The organism is Noviherbaspirillum malthae (assembly GCF_015352985.1).
GTDB lineage: Bacteria > Pseudomonadota > Gammaproteobacteria > Burkholderiales > Burkholderiaceae_D > Noviherbaspirillum > Noviherbaspirillum malthae.
The window spans coordinates 448,471-462,845 of the sequence record NZ_JACYXF010000001.1 but is presented as its reverse complement, the minus strand read 5'-3'; the positions used below and the strand labels follow the sequence as shown (position 1 = coordinate 462,845).

Annotated in this window: 13 protein-coding genes; 8 read left to right on the top strand and 5 right to left on the bottom strand. The window is 61.5% G+C overall.

The window, feature by feature from the left end; translation table 11 throughout:
* Positions 1 to 296: 296 nt before the first annotated feature.
* The 5 genes from sucD to recA form a co-directional block, all read right to left on the bottom strand.
* Entirely contained in the window at positions 297 to 1,178 is an 882-nt protein-coding gene (gene sucD, locus IGW03_RS02325) for a succinate--CoA ligase subunit alpha (protein ID WP_194720884.1), read from the bottom strand.
* A 14-nt stretch (positions 1,179 to 1,192) separates the two neighbouring features.
* Positions 1,193 to 2,359: an ADP-forming succinate--CoA ligase subunit beta gene (gene sucC / locus IGW03_RS02320; RefSeq protein ID WP_194720883.1), complete on the bottom strand. Its 1,167-nt coding sequence runs from the start codon at positions 2,357 to 2,359 to the stop codon at positions 1,193 to 1,195.
* Between the two features lie 45 nt (positions 2,360 to 2,404).
* Positions 2,405 to 2,986: a DUF2889 domain-containing protein gene (locus tag IGW03_RS02315; protein ID WP_194720882.1), complete on the bottom strand. Its 582-nt coding sequence runs from the start codon at positions 2,984 to 2,986 to the stop codon at positions 2,405 to 2,407.
* A gap of 286 nt (positions 2,987 to 3,272) precedes the next feature.
* A complete protein-coding gene (gene recX / locus IGW03_RS02310; protein ID WP_194720881.1) occupies positions 3,273 to 3,734 on the bottom strand; it encodes a recombination regulator RecX in 462 nt (153 codons plus the stop codon).
* Positions 3,735 to 4,180: 446 nt separating this feature from the next.
* Entirely contained in the window at positions 4,181 to 5,248 is a 1,068-nt protein-coding gene (gene recA, locus IGW03_RS02305) for a recombinase RecA (protein WP_194720880.1), read from the bottom strand.
* A gap of 249 nt (positions 5,249 to 5,497) precedes the next feature.
* Between recA and IGW03_RS02300 the strand changes: the two genes are divergently transcribed.
* The 8 genes from IGW03_RS02300 to IGW03_RS02265 all read left to right on the top strand — a co-directional run bounded on the left by IGW03_RS02300 (position 5,498) and on the right by IGW03_RS02265 (position 14,370).
* On the top strand, positions 5,498 to 6,196 hold the full coding sequence (locus IGW03_RS02300) for a response regulator (protein ID WP_194720879.1): 699 nt from the start codon (positions 5,498 to 5,500) through the stop codon (positions 6,194 to 6,196).
* A gap of 8 nt (positions 6,197 to 6,204) precedes the next feature.
* Positions 6,205 to 7,758, top strand: a complete 1,554-nt coding sequence (locus tag IGW03_RS02295; RefSeq protein ID WP_194720878.1) for a sensor histidine kinase — start codon at positions 6,205 to 6,207, stop codon at positions 7,756 to 7,758.
* Entirely contained in the window at positions 7,758 to 8,033 is a 276-nt protein-coding gene (locus IGW03_RS02290) for a DUF4212 domain-containing protein (protein WP_194720877.1), read from the top strand. Before IGW03_RS02295 ends, IGW03_RS02290 begins: the two co-directional genes overlap by 1 nt.
* Positions 8,023 to 10,059 carry a sodium:solute symporter family protein gene (locus IGW03_RS02285; protein ID WP_194720876.1) on the top strand — a complete coding sequence of 679 codons (2,037 nt, stop codon included), beginning with the start codon at positions 8,023 to 8,025 and terminating at the stop codon, positions 10,057 to 10,059. The genes IGW03_RS02290 and IGW03_RS02285 overlap by 11 nt, the downstream gene beginning before the upstream one ends.
* Before the next feature lie 137 nt (positions 10,060 to 10,196).
* Positions 10,197 to 11,612, top strand: coding sequence for a circularly permuted type 2 ATP-grasp protein (locus IGW03_RS02280; RefSeq protein ID WP_194720875.1), 1,416 nt, complete (start codon positions 10,197 to 10,199; stop codon positions 11,610 to 11,612).
* 1 nt (position 11,613) lies between these two features.
* A complete protein-coding gene (locus tag IGW03_RS02275; protein ID WP_194720874.1) occupies positions 11,614 to 12,576 on the top strand; it encodes an alpha-E domain-containing protein in 963 nt (320 codons plus the stop codon).
* Between the two features lie 2 nt (positions 12,577 to 12,578).
* Positions 12,579 to 13,379, top strand: a complete 801-nt coding sequence (locus tag IGW03_RS02270) for a transglutaminase family protein (protein WP_194720873.1) — start codon at positions 12,579 to 12,581, stop codon at positions 13,377 to 13,379.
* A gap of 112 nt (positions 13,380 to 13,491) precedes the next feature.
* Positions 13,492 to 14,370 (top strand): proteasome-type protease, encoded by an 879-nt coding sequence (locus tag IGW03_RS02265; protein WP_194720872.1) that lies wholly within the window; start codon positions 13,492 to 13,494, stop codon positions 14,368 to 14,370.
* Positions 14,371 to 14,375 lie beyond the last annotated feature (5 nt).

Sequence of the window (14,375 nt, the reverse complement as noted above, 5' to 3'; positions counted from 1 at the left end):
AAATTGGCAAGAGAAAAGTCGTCGGCTAATACCAAGCCCGAGGCATAACATGCCATGAGATCGCGTCTTTTTCCGCCTGCCTGCGTTGTGCTCGTCATCCATAGCACCACCATGGACTCCTGATCTGCAACCCCGGCCTTGCCAGACGAAAAAATCCATCGTTCTCATCTGTCACGTTACGCCTTGGGATTGGTATAACGCAGTCTTCCGACTCGATAGAGTGTTGCCATGAAAAAAACGGGGAGCGCGAACGCTCCCCGTTATCCTTGCAGCGGCCGGGGCCGCAGCAGTGTCGATTACAGCGCCGCCTTCAGCAGCCGCGCCATTTCCGACGGATTCTTAGTGGCCTTGATGCCGCACTCTTCCATGATGTCCAGCTTGGCTTGCGCGGTATCGTCGCCGCCGGAGATCAGCGCGCCGGCATGGCCCATGCGCTTGCCCGGAGGCGCGGTAACGCCGGCGATGAAGCCGATGACCGGCTTCTTCATGTTGTCCTTGACCCAACGTGCCGCATTGGCTTCATCCGGACCGCCGATCTCGCCGATCATGATGACCGCATCGGTCTCGGGATCGTCGTTGAATGCCTTCATGATGTCGATGTGCTTCAGACCGTTGATCGGGTCGCCGCCGATGCCGACTGCGGAAGACTGGCCCAGGCCGAGTGCGGTCAGCTGGCCGACGGCTTCATAGGTCAGCGTGCCGGAACGGGAAACGACACCGATGCGGCCTTTCTTGTGGATGTGGCCGGGCATGATGCCGATCTTGATTTCGTCGGGTGTGATCAGGCCGGGGCAGTTCGGTCCGAGCAGCAGGGTCTTGCTGCCGGCCTTGGCCATGCGGTCCTTCAGCGCGAGCATGTCGCGAACCGGAATGCCTTCGGTGATGCAGATGGCCAGTTCGAGTTCGGCTTCGACGGCTTCCCAGATCGCGGCTGCCGCGCCTGCCGGCGGAACGTAGATCACGGAAACGGTGGCGCCGGTCTTTTCCTTGGCGTCCTTGACGTTGGCGAAAATCGGAATGCCTTCGAAGTCTTCGCCGGCTTTCTTCGGATTCACGCCGGCGACGAACGCGTTCTTGCCGTTCGCGTAGTCGCGGCACATGCGGGTGTGGAACTGGCCGGTCTTGCCGGTGATGCCTTGCGTGATGACTTTGGTGTCTTTATTGATCAGAATCGACATATTTCTTCCCTCGATTATTTACCGTTGGCCGCGGCGACGACTTTCTGCGCGGCTTCTTCCATGGTGTCGGCCGAGATGATCGGCAGGCCGGATTCGGCCAGCATCTTCTTGCCCAGGTCTTCGTTGGTGCCCTTCATGCGCACGACGAGCGGCACCTTGAGGGAAACGGCCTTGGATGCGGTGATCACGCCTTCGGCGATCACGTCGCAGCGCATGATGCCGCCGAAGATGTTGACCAGGATGGCTTTCAGGCCGGGGTTCTTCAGCATGATCTTGAAGGCTTCGGTGACCTTCTCCGCTGTCGCGCCGCCGCCGACGTCGAGGAAGTTGGCCGGCTCGCCGCCGAACAGCTTGATGGTGTCCATGGTGGCCATGGCCAGGCCGGCGCCGTTGACCAGGCAGCCGATGTTGCCGTCGAGGGAGATGTAGGCGAGGTCGAACTTGGAAGCTTCGACTTCAGCGGGATCTTCTTCGTCGAGGTCGCGCATGGCGACGATCTCGGGCTGGCGGAACAGCGCGTTGGAGTCGAAGTTGAATTTGGCGTCCAGGGCGATGACCTTGCCGTCGCCGGTCAGGATCAGCGGGTTGATTTCGGCCAGGGAAGAGTCTGTTTCCCAGTAAGCCTTGTAGAGGCCCTGCAGCTGCTTGCGCGCATCGGCGATGGAGCCGGCGGGCACGCCGATCTTGGCGGCGATGGAATCTGCGTCGGCATCGGTCAGGCCGGTTGCCGGGTCGATCACGACCTTGTGAATGAGTTCAGGATGCTTCTCGGCGACTTCCTCGATGTCCATGCCGCCTTCGCTCGACGCCATCAGGACGACGCGCTGGCTGACACGGTCAGTCACCATGGAAACATAGAGTTCCTTCTTGATGTCGGCGCCTTCTTCGATCAGCAGGCGGCGCACCTTCTGGCCTTCCGGGCCGGTCTGGTGAGTGACGAGCTGCATGCCCATGATGGCGTCAGCGTATTCCTTGACCTGGTCGAGCGACTTGGCAACCTTGACGCCGCCGCCCTTGCCGCGGCCACCCGCATGGATTTGTGCCTTGACGACCCACACCGGGCCTCCCAGGGTTTCGGCCGCCTTGACCGCTTCTTCAACGGAAAAGCACGGGATACCGCGCGGAACCGTCACTCCGTACTTGCGGAGGATTTCTTTGCCCTGATACTCATGGATTTTCATGCGAGCTTCCCTTCAGACGCTTAGTAAAAAATTGAAACTGGTGGATTAGCTGGGTTCGGTTGAGGCTTCCGACTTTACCGCCCAGCGCGGATAGAATCGTGCGACCGCCGCGCCGTCGGTGCGCAAGGCATGGCAGCGGTCGAGTTGAAATGGTTTGTGCTGCTGATCGTCGCCGCGGTCGCCGTCGCGGGTGTCGATGACATCGCCGGCAAAGGCCTGGATCGCCGCGGTCGGCAGGACTTGCGCGAGTTCGGTCAGATGCGTGCAGCCCTGGATGCCCGCCATGCGCTGCTTGACGCCGTCACGAAAGCCCTTGAGCAGGTTGAGTCCGACCAGCTTGCCGTAGTCGGGGCCGATGGTATCGCAATGACCCGGATAAGGCACGGCGTCGGATGCGGCTTCGGCGGCAACGACATTGAGCTGCAGGTCGATGGTCAGGCGCAGCCAGAGATCATGGATGGGGTCGCCGGCCGGGCGTACACCGGATGCCAGCTTGCTGTCACGGGTTTTTGTATCGGTGATGCGCGCCTCAATGTCCCACAACCCGTCATCGCGTGCGAACGCTTGGACTTGGATTGCGCGGGTGTGCCTCAGGGCACGGCGTGATGACGGCGGAGATAAGGGCATAACAACCAATGCCTGTGAAGCGGCCAAAATATGCCGCATTTGCGTGTCGCTGCCGCAGCTTCTACGGCAGCAGCCGCTCATGCGGCGCTGCAAAAACCCCGAAAGTGTAGCACAGGTCCAGAGTACATAGCCAACCTGAAATTGCAGAACTGAAAGTTAGGCGGAGTTATCAATAAATCACCGCACTTTAGCGGCGCGCCTGCCTAAGGCATTCACCAAGCGAATATCAAGAGCTCTGTTTTGTCTATAACCCGCTCCATGCGCGATGCGGCATTGCAGCGAGCGCTTATTCCTCGTCGGCCTCGGCTTCGGCTGCGCGCATGGCGGCCTGTATGGCTGAATGGGAAAAGCCGCGCTGCTGCAGAAAGCGCATCTGCTTTGCGCGTTCCGCCGCATCGGCGGGCGGCTGGCGGAAACGCCTGGACCAGACGTCTTTCGCACGAGACGCTTCATCCTGCGCAAGATTGGACTTGATCTCGCTCAGCGCTTCGCCCTCGATCCCATGGCTTTGCAGTTCCAGGAGGATGCGGGAATTGCCGAAGCGGGATGCGCGGCGGTGAACCAGGGATTCGGAAAAACGGGATTGGGAGAGGAATCTGGAGGCTTCGAGCCAGTCGAGCAAGGCTTCGACATCGTCGCCCTCCTGCGCATAGCGGGACAGCTTGCGTCCCAGTTCGAGACGGCTGTGCTCGCGGGAGGACAGATACTTCAGAGCCCGCGCTTTCAGGCTCATTTGAGGCTTTGCCATGATGGATCAGAATGACGATTGCACCGGTTTATCGGATTGCAGGTACTGTCACTGCAAATGCATTGCAATGCAAGCACGAACAAGCCAAAAACCTTGGATATTTCCGGCCCCAGCGGCTCGCGATCCGCTCGTGCCGGCCAAATATCAAGAACACCTTGCCGGGATCATGCCGTTGTCATAGATCCGGCCCGAGAATATGCTGGGCCGATCCCTCACCCCGGCCCTCTTCCAGAGGTAGAGGGGAGATCAGCGACCCGAAAAATGAACCGTTTTTCGGGCCGAATCAATAAATGGCGTCTTCCGGCTTCAACGCTCCATTGCACCTTCAAACTGCAGCGCGGGCTCTCTCACGCGAAGTAACCACAAACCACACTGACTTGAAAGAAAATGAAAGAAAAAGGCAGAATCAATACACGACTGATTCTGCCTTTTACCCTACAACTTGATTACTCTTCAGCAGCCTGGGCAGCCACCGAAGGAGCCGCGCTGGCCGGCGGCAGTTCCGGTACGCCGAGCGAAGCACGAACCTTGTTTTCGATCTCGCGCGACAGCTCCGGATGCTCTCTCAGATACGTACGGGCGTTGTCCTTGCCCTGACCGATACGTTCGCCGTTGTAGCTGTACCATGCACCCGACTTCTCGACGATCTTGGCTTCAGCGCCCAGATCGAGGATTTCGCCTTCACGGGAAGTGCCTTCGCCATACAGGATGTCGAAGTGGGCCTCCCTGAACGGAGGCGCAACCTTGTTCTTGACGACCTTGACCTTGGTTTCGTTACCGATCACTTCGTCACCCGACTTGATCGAGCCGGTACGGCGGATATCCAGGCGAACCGACGCATAGAACTTGAGCGCATTGCCGCCGGTCGTGGTTTCCGGGTTGCCGAACATGACGCCGATCTTCATGCGGATCTGGTTGATGAAGATGACCAGGGTGTTAGTGCGGTTGATGCTGCCGGTCAGCTTGCGCAGCGCCTGGGACATCAGGCGGGCTTGCAGACCCGGCAGGGAATCGCCCATGTCGCCTTCGATTTCGGCGCGCGGCGTCAGGGCGGCGACGGAGTCGACCACCACCAGGTCGACGCTGCCGGAACGCACCAGCGCGTCGCAGATTTCAAGCGCCTGCTCGCCTGTATCAGGCTGGGAAATGAGCAGATCGGAAAGATTGACGCCCAGCTTCTGCGCATAGACCACGTCAAGCGCATGCTCCGCATCGATGAAGGCGCAGGTGCCGCCCAGTTTCTGCATTTCTGCAATCGCCTGCAGGGTCAGCGTGGTTTTACCGGAAGATTCCGGTCCGTAGATTTCGACCACGCGCCCGCGGGGCAGGCCGCCGACGCCAAGCGCGATGTCCAGACCGAGAGAACCCGTCGAAACAACCTGCACTTCTTCCGCGACCGCGCCATCGACCATGCGCATGACGGAGCCCTTGCCGAACTGCTTTTCAATCTGAGCCAGCGCCGCGGCGAGTGCCTTGCTCTTTTCCGGGTTTTGCGCTGTTTTCTTGTCGTCCATAACTGTATTCTTTCGACGGTTAAGTATTCAAATCAGAGTTCACTGTAGTGAGTCTCTTATCTGGAGGCGGCATTTGAAGTCACAAGGCATACTGTATAAAAAAACAGTGATCGGCGCAAGCACCAAATTACATCAATTTTCATCCGCGGCAAAGTTGATTAATATGAATCTCGTGTACCTTCGCGGTGCGCCTTGATGGCGTTACCAAAAAGCAATAGACTTGTTCCACCCTGATTGCCGGCCCCGACCATGCGTATCCTGCTTGCCGAAGACGATAGTGTACTTGCCGACGGACTCACCCGCTCACTGCGCCAGTCCGGCTATGCGACCGATTGTGTCAAGAATGGACAGGAAGCCGATTCGGCGCTGTCGACGCAGGACTTCGATTTGCTGATTCTCGATCTCGGCCTGCCCAAGATGTCCGGCCTCGAGGTTCTGCGGCGGCTGCGGGCCCGCAACTCCCGCCTGCCGGTGCTCATCCTCACTGCCGGCGACTCGATCGAGCAGCGCGTCAAGGGACTCGATCTGGGCGCGGACGACTTCATGGCCAAGCCATTCGCCCTGTCCGAACTCGAAGCCAGGGTGCGCGCACTCACGCGGCGCGGCGCCGGCGGCGGGCCGACCGTCATCAAGCATGGCCCGCTGTCCTACGACCAGGTCGGCCGCATCGCCTACATCAATGACCAGATGCTCGACCTCTCGGCCAGGGAACTGGGCCTGCTGGAAGTGCTGCTGCAGCGGACCGGCCGGCTTGTGTCGAAGGAGCAGCTGGTCGACCACCTGTGCGAATGGGGCGAGGAAGTCAGCAACAACGCGATTGAAGTCTACGTGCATCGCCTGCGCAAGAAGATCGAGGTCGGCGGCGTGCGCATCGCCACCGTCCGCGGGCTGGGCTACTGCCTGGAAAAATTCTCCGATACCGCCCACCACGCCGCGCCGCCCAACTGAACCTTCCCATGAGTGATGCACGTCATGCAGATGCCGATGGCAAGGAAAAGCCTGCCGCGACATCGTCCATCCTGTATGACCCGGTCGCCACGCAGCCCGAGGAGCGCATCCAGCGTTCGCTGTTCGGCGAGATCCTGGACTGGATGCTGGTGCCGCTGCTGCTGCTGTGGCCGATGAGCATCGCAATCACCTATCTGGTGGCGAAATCGATCGCCAATCATCCATTCGACCGCGCGCTCGACGACAACGTCATCGTCCTTGCCCAGCAGGTCAAGGAAGTCAACGGCAAGGTCGTCGCGCCGCTGTCGGGGGCGGCCAGGGATATCCTGCGCGCCGACGATATCGACAATGTCTTCTTCCAGATCATCGGCCCGAACGGGGAACTGATCGACGGCGACCGCGAGCTGCCCTTGCCTGCCGACGAGGAAAAGCCGGTATCGGGCTCGGTCCAGTTCCGCAACGATACGATGCGCGGCACCGATGTGCGGGTGGCGTATGTCTATGTCGACCTGCGCCGCACCCGCGCACCTTCCAACGGCAGGAGGGATTCCATGGTGGCCCTGATCCAGGTCGCCGAAACGCTCGACAAGCGCGCCTTCCTGGCCAATGAAATCATCAAGGGCGTGATCCTGCCGCAGTTCATCATCCTGCCGGTGGCGCTGGCCCTGGTGTGGTTCGCCCTGTCGCGCGGCTTGTCGCCGCTGGCCGAACTGCAGCAGCGCATCCGCGCCAGGCGCTCGGACGACCTGAGTCCGATCGATTCCGGCCAGGTCCCGGAAGAAATTTCCCCGCTCGTGCGTTCACTCAACGAGATGCTGGAACGGCTGTCGCAGAGCATACAGATGCAGAAGCGCTTCATCGCCGATGCGGCGCACCAGATGAAGACGCCGCTGGCCGGCATGCGCATGCAGTCCGAGCTGGCCCTGCGCGAAGAGCGGCCCGAGGAAATCCACCGCTCGCTGGAACAGCTGTCGAAGAGCTCGGAGACGGCGACCCGCCTGGTCAACCAGCTGCTGTCGCTGGCGCGGGCCGAAAACCAGAATCCCGAATCCAGCTCCTTCGTGCCGGTGGAACTGTCGGAGCTGGCGCGCAATGTCGTGCACGACTGGGTGCAGCAATCCTTTGCGCACCGCATCGATCTCGGCTTCGAGCAGCCCGGCCATCCGATCATGGTCAAGGGCAATCCGATCATGCTGCGGGAGCTGCTGACCAACCTGATCGACAATGCGCTGCGCTACACGCCGGCTGGCGGCAGCGTCACCGTGCGGGTGCGCGCCAACGCTGCGCAGGAACAGGCGATCCTGGAAGTGGAAGATACCGGCCCCGGCATTCCGCCCGCCGAGCGGGCGCATGTGTTCGAGCGCTTCTACCGCATTCTCGGAAGCAATGTGGAGGGAAGCGGACTGGGCCTGGCCATCGTCCGCGAGATCGCGCAGCAGCATGATGCCATCGTCGACATTTTCAACAATCCGCATTCCCATGATCCAAAACATCCCGGCTGCCTGTTCCGCGTGACCCTGCGCATGGAGCAGCGTCCCGACTTCATCGAGGACATAGGCTGATGAGCGCGGAAAAAATTCTCCAGAAACGTGCCCTTTACTGGCGCCGCGTGCGCCGCCTGACGGCCGTACTCATCTCGGCCTGGTTCCTGACGACCTTCGTCTTCATCTTCTTCGCCCGTGAATTTTCCGCGCTCACGATCCTCGGCTGGCCGGTGTCCTTCTACATGGCGGGCCAGGGTCTGACCGTGCTCTATCTCCTGATCATTGCCGTCTACATGCGGCGCATGGGCAAGCTCGACCGCCTGCTGGAAAACGAGACCCGCGATGCCGAATAGGGCCTTCTTCCATCGGCTGGTCCGCTATTACGGCTGGTACACGCTCGGCTTCATCGCCTTCCTGGCCGCCCTGTCCATCCTCGAGAAGGAAGGCTTCCCGCGCGCCTGGATCGGCTACATGTTCATGTTCTCGACCATCGTGCTGTATGCGGGCATCGGCGTGCTCAGCCGCACCTCGGACGTGTCCGAATACTATGTGGCCGGCCGCCGCGTGCCGCCGATGTTCAACGGCATGGCGACCGCCGCCGACTGGATGTCGGCCGCCAGTTTCATCAGCCTTGCCGGCGGGCTCTACGTACTGGGATTCGACGGCCTTGCCTACATCCTCGGCTGGACCGGCGGCTTCTGCCTGGTCGCCCTGCTGATTGCGCCCTACCTCAACAAGTTCGGCCAGTACACGATTCCCGACTTTCTCGCCGTCCGCTATTGCGGCAGCAACAACGGCAGCATGGTCAGGGTGCTGGGCGTCATGGCCACCGTGCTGGTGTCCTTTACCTATGTAGTTGCGCAGATCTACGGCGTCGGCCTGATCACGTCCCGCTTCACCGGCGTCGATTTCTCGGTCGGCATCTTCCTCGGGCTGGCCAGCATCCTGGTCTGCTCCTTCCTCGGCGGCATGCGCGCCATTACCTGGACTCAGGTGGCGCAGTACATCATCATGATCATCGCCTACATGATTCCGGTGGTCTGGCTGTCGGCCAAGCATACCAATGTGCCGATTCCGCAAGTCGCCTACGGCTCGGCGCTGGCGAAGCTGAGCGAGCGCGAAAAGGCATTGAATCTCGATAAAGGCGAACAGCAGGTCAGGACCATTTTCCTAGAGCGCGCCCGTCAGTACGAGGAAAAGCTGAAGACCCTGCCCAAGTCATGGGAGGAAGGCTTTCAGGATGCTCAGTGGCATGTGGACAATCTCAAGCGCGGCAATGCTTCGCTCATCGAAATCAAGGCGGCTGCACGCGCCCTCGCTACCTATCCGAAGGATCCCGCCGAAGCCAGAAGGAAATGGACGGAGGCGCGCGCCTACAACCTGGCGCGGGCCGAACCGCTGGTGGCGCATGAAGAACCGTTTCCCGGCAAGACGAAGGAAGCCTCGGACAACAAGCGCAACAATTTCCTGGCATTGGTGCTGTGCCTGATGATGGGCACGGCGGCGCTGCCGCATATTCTCGTGCGGTTCTATACGACGCCGACGGTGAAGGCGGCGCGCCGGTCGGTATTCTGGTCGCTGTTCTTCATCATGCTGCTCTACATCACCGTGCCGGCACTGGCGGTGCTGGTGAAGTACGACATCTACACCTCGCTGGTCGGCACGTCGTTTTCCAAGCTGCCGGCCTGGGTGTCGTACTGGGCGAACATCGACAAGATCAATCCGCTGGTGACGATCACCGACATGAACCGCGACGGCATCGTGCAGTTGGCGGAAATCGCCATGGACGGCGACATCGTGGTGCTCGCCACGCCGGAGATTGCCGGCCTGCCCTATGTGATTTCCGGCCTGATCGCCGCCGGCGGTCTCGCCGCGGCGCTCTCCACCGCCGACGGCCTGCTGCTGACCATTTCCAATGCGCTGTCGCACGACATCTATTACAAGACCGTCGATCCGAAGGCGTCGAGCCAGAAGCGGGTGACCATTTCCAAGCTGCTGCTGCTGGTGGTGGCGCTGGTGGCCGCCTATGCCGCGTCGCTCAAGCCGGGCGATATCCTGTCCATGGTGGGCGCGGCGTTTTCGCTGGCATCGTCGGCCCTGTTCCCTGCCCTAGTATTGGGCGTTTTCTGGAAACGTGCGAACCAGCAAGGTGCAATCGCGGGCATGCTGACCGGTTTCGCCATCTGCGTGTATTACATGGTGCGCACCTATCCGGCGCTCGGCGGCTCTTCCATCAACCAGTGGTTCGGCATCGCGCCGATCTCCGCCGGCGTCTTCGGCGTGCCGGCCGGATTCGCCGCCATCACGCTGGTGAGCCTGCTGACGCGCGCACCGGATCAGCGCACCGGCGCGCTGGTCGACCACATCCGCACGCCGTAACCGGCCTGCTCCCTGCGTGCCGGCATTCCTGCTGGCACGTTTCTGGCATTGGCATGACGAAGCGCAGCGAGCAGGCGCTTCCCTTGCGCTAAGCTGCAAATATTTCCCTTCATTTGAATTCGCAAACAGAGCAGGCCATGCCCAATTTTTTCAATGAGATGTATTCGGACGGATCATCGCAGGTGCGCGAGCACTACCGCGAATTGAAGGCCTGGCTGGACGAGCAGACGCCGGACACGGTGGCGGCGAAGCGCGGCGAAGCCGACCTGATCTTTCGCCGGGTGGGCATCACCTTCGCCGTGTACGGCAACGATGCCGGCACCGAGCGCCTGATCCCCTTCGACATCATTCCCCGCATCATCCCGGCGGCGGAATGGACGACGCTGGAAACCGGCCTGGTGCAGCGGGTGAAGGCGCTGAACATGTTCATCCACGACATCTACCATGACCAGAACATCGTCAAGGCGGGCGTCATTCCGGCCGAGCAGCTGTTCAGGAACGCACAGTACCGCCCCGAGATGCAGGGCATTTCCGTCGCCTCCGACATCTATGCCCATATCGCCGGCATCGATATCGTGCGCGCCGGCGAAGGCGAGTTCTACGTGCTCGAAGACAACCTGCGCGTGCCGTCCGGCGTGTCCTACATGCTGGAAGACCGCAAGATGATGATGCGGCTGTTCCCGGAACTGTTCTCGCGCTACAAGGTGGCGCCGGTCGCCCACTACCCCGACATGCTGCTCGACAACCTGCGCTCGGTGGCGCCGATGGGCGTGAGCGACCCCACCGTGGTGGTCATGACGCCGGGCATGTACAACTCCGCCTACTTCGAACATGCCTTCCTCGCCCAGCAGATGGGTGTCGAACTGGTCGAAGGCAAGGACATGTTCGTCGACGACAATGCGGTCTTCATGCGCACCACGCGCGGGCCGAAACGCGTCGACGTGATCTACCGCCGCATCGACGACGACTTCCTCGATCCGCTGGCTTTCCGTCCCGACTCCTCGCTGGGCGTGCCGGGCCTGCTCTCCGTCTACCGTGCCGGCCGGGTCACGCTCGCCAATGCGATCGGCACCGGCGTGGCCGACGACAAGTCCATCTATCCCTTCGTGCCGGACATGATCCGGTTCTACCTGTCGGAAGAGCCGATCCTCAACAACGTGCCGACCTACCAGTGCCGCAGGAAGGAAGACCTGGAATACACGCTCGCCCATCTGCCCGAACTGGTGGTCAAGGAAGTGCACGGCGCCGGCGGCTATGGCATGCTGGTCGGGCCGGCTTCCACCAAGGCCGAAATCGAAGCCTTCCGCGAGCGCGTGATCGCGAAGCCGGACGGCTACATCGCCCAACCCACGCTGGCGCTGTCGGCCTGCCCCACCTACGTGGAATCGGGCATTGCGCCGCGCCATATCGACCTGCGGCCCTTCGTCCTGTCGGGCAAGACGATATCGATGGTCAAGGGCGGCCTGACGCGCGTGGCCCTCAAGGAGGGCTCGCTGGTGGTGAATTCGTCGCAGGGCGGCGGCACCAAGGACACCTGGGTTTTGGAGAAATGAGATGCTGAGCCGCACTGCCGATCACCTGTTCTGGATGGCCCGCTACACCGAGCGCGCCGAAAATACCGCCCGCATGCTGGACGTCAACGTCCAGACCGCCCTCATGCCGCAATCCGCGCACGCCGCCGAACAGGGCTGGCGGGCGATGCTGGGCATTTCCGAATTGCTGCAGGCCTTCGACAACAAGTACGGCCTGCTGACCGCGAGAGACGTGCTCGACTTCATGGTGCGCGATCCGGACAACCCTTCGTCCATCGTGTCCTGCCTGACGCAGGCGCGGGAAAACGCGCGCGCCGTGCGCGGCACGCTGACCACCGAAGTGTGGGAAACCCAGAACGCAACCTACCTGGAGCTGCAGAACAAGCTGCGCAGCCGCCTGCTCGAGCGCGATCCCAGCCAGTTCTTCGAATGGGTCAAGTACCGATCCCATCTGTCGCGCGGCGTCACCATCGGCACCATGCTGAAAGACGAGGCGTTCTACTTCATCCGCCTCGGCACCTTCCTTGAACGCGCAGACAACACCGCGCGCATCCTGGACGTGAAATTCCACGGCACGCAGTCGAATACCGACACCGACGAGCCGCCCGAGGAAGAATCCCGGCGCGACTTCTATTATTGGGCGGCGATCCTGCGCTCGGTATCGGCCTTCGAGATCTACAGGAAAGTGTACCGCGACGTGATCACGCCGGAACGGGTAGCCGAACTGCTGATGCTGCGCGGCGACATGCCGCGCTCCCTGCTGGCCTGCCTGGAAGAGGTGGTCAACAATCTGCAGCATGTGCGCAATGACGTCTCGGCCGATACCGAACGCTTTGCCGGGCGGCTGCATGCCGAGCTGAAGTTCGGCGACATCCATGAAATCCTGAAAGACGGGCTGCACGATTTCCTGACCCGGTTCCTCGAACGCATCTTCGAACTGGGCAATCGCGTCAGCCGCGACTTTCTCGTTCCGCTGGCGGCATGACCATGGCGCTCTCCATCCGCCACGAGACGGTGTACCACTACACGGCGCCGCAGAGCTATACCATCCAGCAGCTGCGCCTGACGCCGCGCACCGAGCCGCACCAGCAGGTGCGCTCCTGGTCGATTGCCACCACCGGGCGGCGCCACGGCTTCACCGATGCCTTCGGCAACCCCTGCCACATGCTGACCATCACCGGCCAGCACGACGAGGTGCGCATCGTCGCGGAAGGCATCGTCGAGGTGGCGCCGCTCGACCGCGGACGGCTGCCCGACGCCTCCGGCTTCTCGCCGCTGGTGTTCACCGTGCCCACGCGGCTGACCGAAGCGGACGAGGCGGTCGTCGAATTCGCGCAGGCCTTCCTTCCGCGGAACGCGGACGGCAGCCGGCTGCTCGCCTTTTCCGATGCCATCCGTGACAAGGTGACCTACCAGAGCGGCGCCACGGTGGTCACCTCCACCGGTGCGGAAGCGCTGAAGCTTGGTCGCGGAGTCTGCCAGGATTATGCCCACCTGTTCCTGGCCTGCTGCCATGTGCAGGGCATCCCGGCGCGTTATGTTTCCGGCTATATCGATCCGGGCAACACCAGCCATGCGGAAAGCCATGCCTGGGTCGATGTCTGGGTAGAGGAAAGCGGCTACAGCGGCTGGTGCAGCATCGATATCACGCATGCGCGCTATGCCGATGCATCGCTGTGCCGGCTGGCGATCGGACGCGACTACGATTCCGCTGCGCCGATCCGCGGCGTGCGGCGCGGCGGCGGAACCGAAACCCTCGATGTCAGGGTCGATATCGCCTTGAAATGAAGAAATGGCAAGCTTGTTGCACACCGACAAAATGCGCGGCATGGCGCACCAATTCGGACAGAAGCAGAAGGGCATCCTGTAAAATCCCGATTTTGCATTCCCGGTTGCAACCATGACTTACTGCGTCGCCATACGCCTCGATTCGGGGCTGGTTTTCCTGTCCGACTCGCGCACCAACGCCGGAGTCGATCAGGTAAGCACGTTCCGCAAAATGACGGTGTTCGAGAATCCCGGCGACCGCATGATGGTGCTGATGAGCGCCGGAAACCTGTCGATTTCGCAATCGGTGCGGCAGATGTTGGGCCATCCGTCGGCCACCGGCGGCAGGAGCATATGGACGGCGAGCAGCATGGACGAAGCGGCGCAGATCGTCGGCGAAGCGGTGCGGGCGGTGTATGAACGCGATGCGCGCTCGCTGCGCGAATTCGGCATCGATTTCAATGTCAGCCTGATCCTGGGCGGCCAGATCAACGGCGAGCGCTGCCGGCTGTTCCAGATCTATTCCGCAGGCAATTTCATCGAGGCCCAGAACGAAGCCTCTTATTTCCAGATCGGCGAAGCCAAATACGGCAAGCCCATCATTGACCGGGTGATCACGCCTGCCACCAGCCTCGACGAGGCGGCGAAATGCGCGCTGATTTCCATGGATTCCACCTTGAAGTCCAACGTGTCGGTCGGCCTGCCCCTGGACCTGCTCATCTATGAAAAGGACTCGCTGGCGGTCACGCGCTTCGTCACGATCGACGAGAAGAACCAGTATTTCCGGATGATCCGCGACACCTGGGGGCAGCAGTTGAAGAGAGTGTTCGAGAATATCGACGACCCGGTATGGAATGCGGCGCCGGATGCCCAGGTGAATGTGCTGTCCACCACTGCGGTCCGCAATCAGCCGGTGCGCATCCCGCCACCGCAGAGCGTCGCCAATACCGACGCGCACCCTGCGCCGCTGCAGACGCTGGCCCAGCAGAACCGGTCGAGGCAGCAGCATTGATCTGC

Excerpts from the sequence above, each read along its gene's own strand:
- IGW03_RS02290 (WP_194720877.1), top strand. The coding sequence starts at position 7,758 with ATGAGCGCGGAAAAAATTCTCCAGAAACGTGCCCTTTACTGGCGCCGC.
- recX (WP_194720881.1), bottom strand. The coding sequence starts at position 3,734 with ATGGCAAAGCCTCAAATGAGCCTGAAAGCGCGGGCTCTGAAGTATCTG.
- IGW03_RS02300 (WP_194720879.1), top strand. The coding sequence starts at position 5,498 with ATGCGTATCCTGCTTGCCGAAGACGATAGTGTACTTGCCGACGGACTC.
- sucC (WP_194720883.1), bottom strand. The coding sequence starts at position 2,359 with ATGAAAATCCATGAGTATCAGGGCAAAGAAATCCTCCGCAAGTACGGA.
- IGW03_RS02265 (WP_194720872.1), top strand. The coding sequence starts at position 13,492 with ATGACTTACTGCGTCGCCATACGCCTCGATTCGGGGCTGGTTTTCCTG.
- sucD (WP_194720884.1), bottom strand. The coding sequence starts at position 1,178 with ATGTCGATTCTGATCAATAAAGACACCAAAGTCATCACGCAAGGCATC.
- IGW03_RS02285 (WP_194720876.1), top strand. The coding sequence starts at position 8,023 with ATGCCGAATAGGGCCTTCTTCCATCGGCTGGTCCGCTATTACGGCTGG.
- IGW03_RS02275 (WP_194720874.1), top strand. The coding sequence starts at position 11,614 with ATGCTGAGCCGCACTGCCGATCACCTGTTCTGGATGGCCCGCTACACC.
- IGW03_RS02295 (WP_194720878.1), top strand. The coding sequence starts at position 6,205 with ATGAGTGATGCACGTCATGCAGATGCCGATGGCAAGGAAAAGCCTGCC.
- recA (WP_194720880.1), bottom strand. The coding sequence starts at position 5,248 with ATGGACGACAAGAAAACAGCGCAAAACCCGGAAAAGAGCAAGGCACTC.
- IGW03_RS02280 (WP_194720875.1), top strand. The coding sequence starts at position 10,197 with ATGCCCAATTTTTTCAATGAGATGTATTCGGACGGATCATCGCAGGTG.
- IGW03_RS02315 (WP_194720882.1), bottom strand. The coding sequence starts at position 2,986 with ATGCCCTTATCTCCGCCGTCATCACGCCGTGCCCTGAGGCACACCCGC.
- IGW03_RS02270 (WP_194720873.1), top strand. The coding sequence starts at position 12,579 with ATGGCGCTCTCCATCCGCCACGAGACGGTGTACCACTACACGGCGCCG.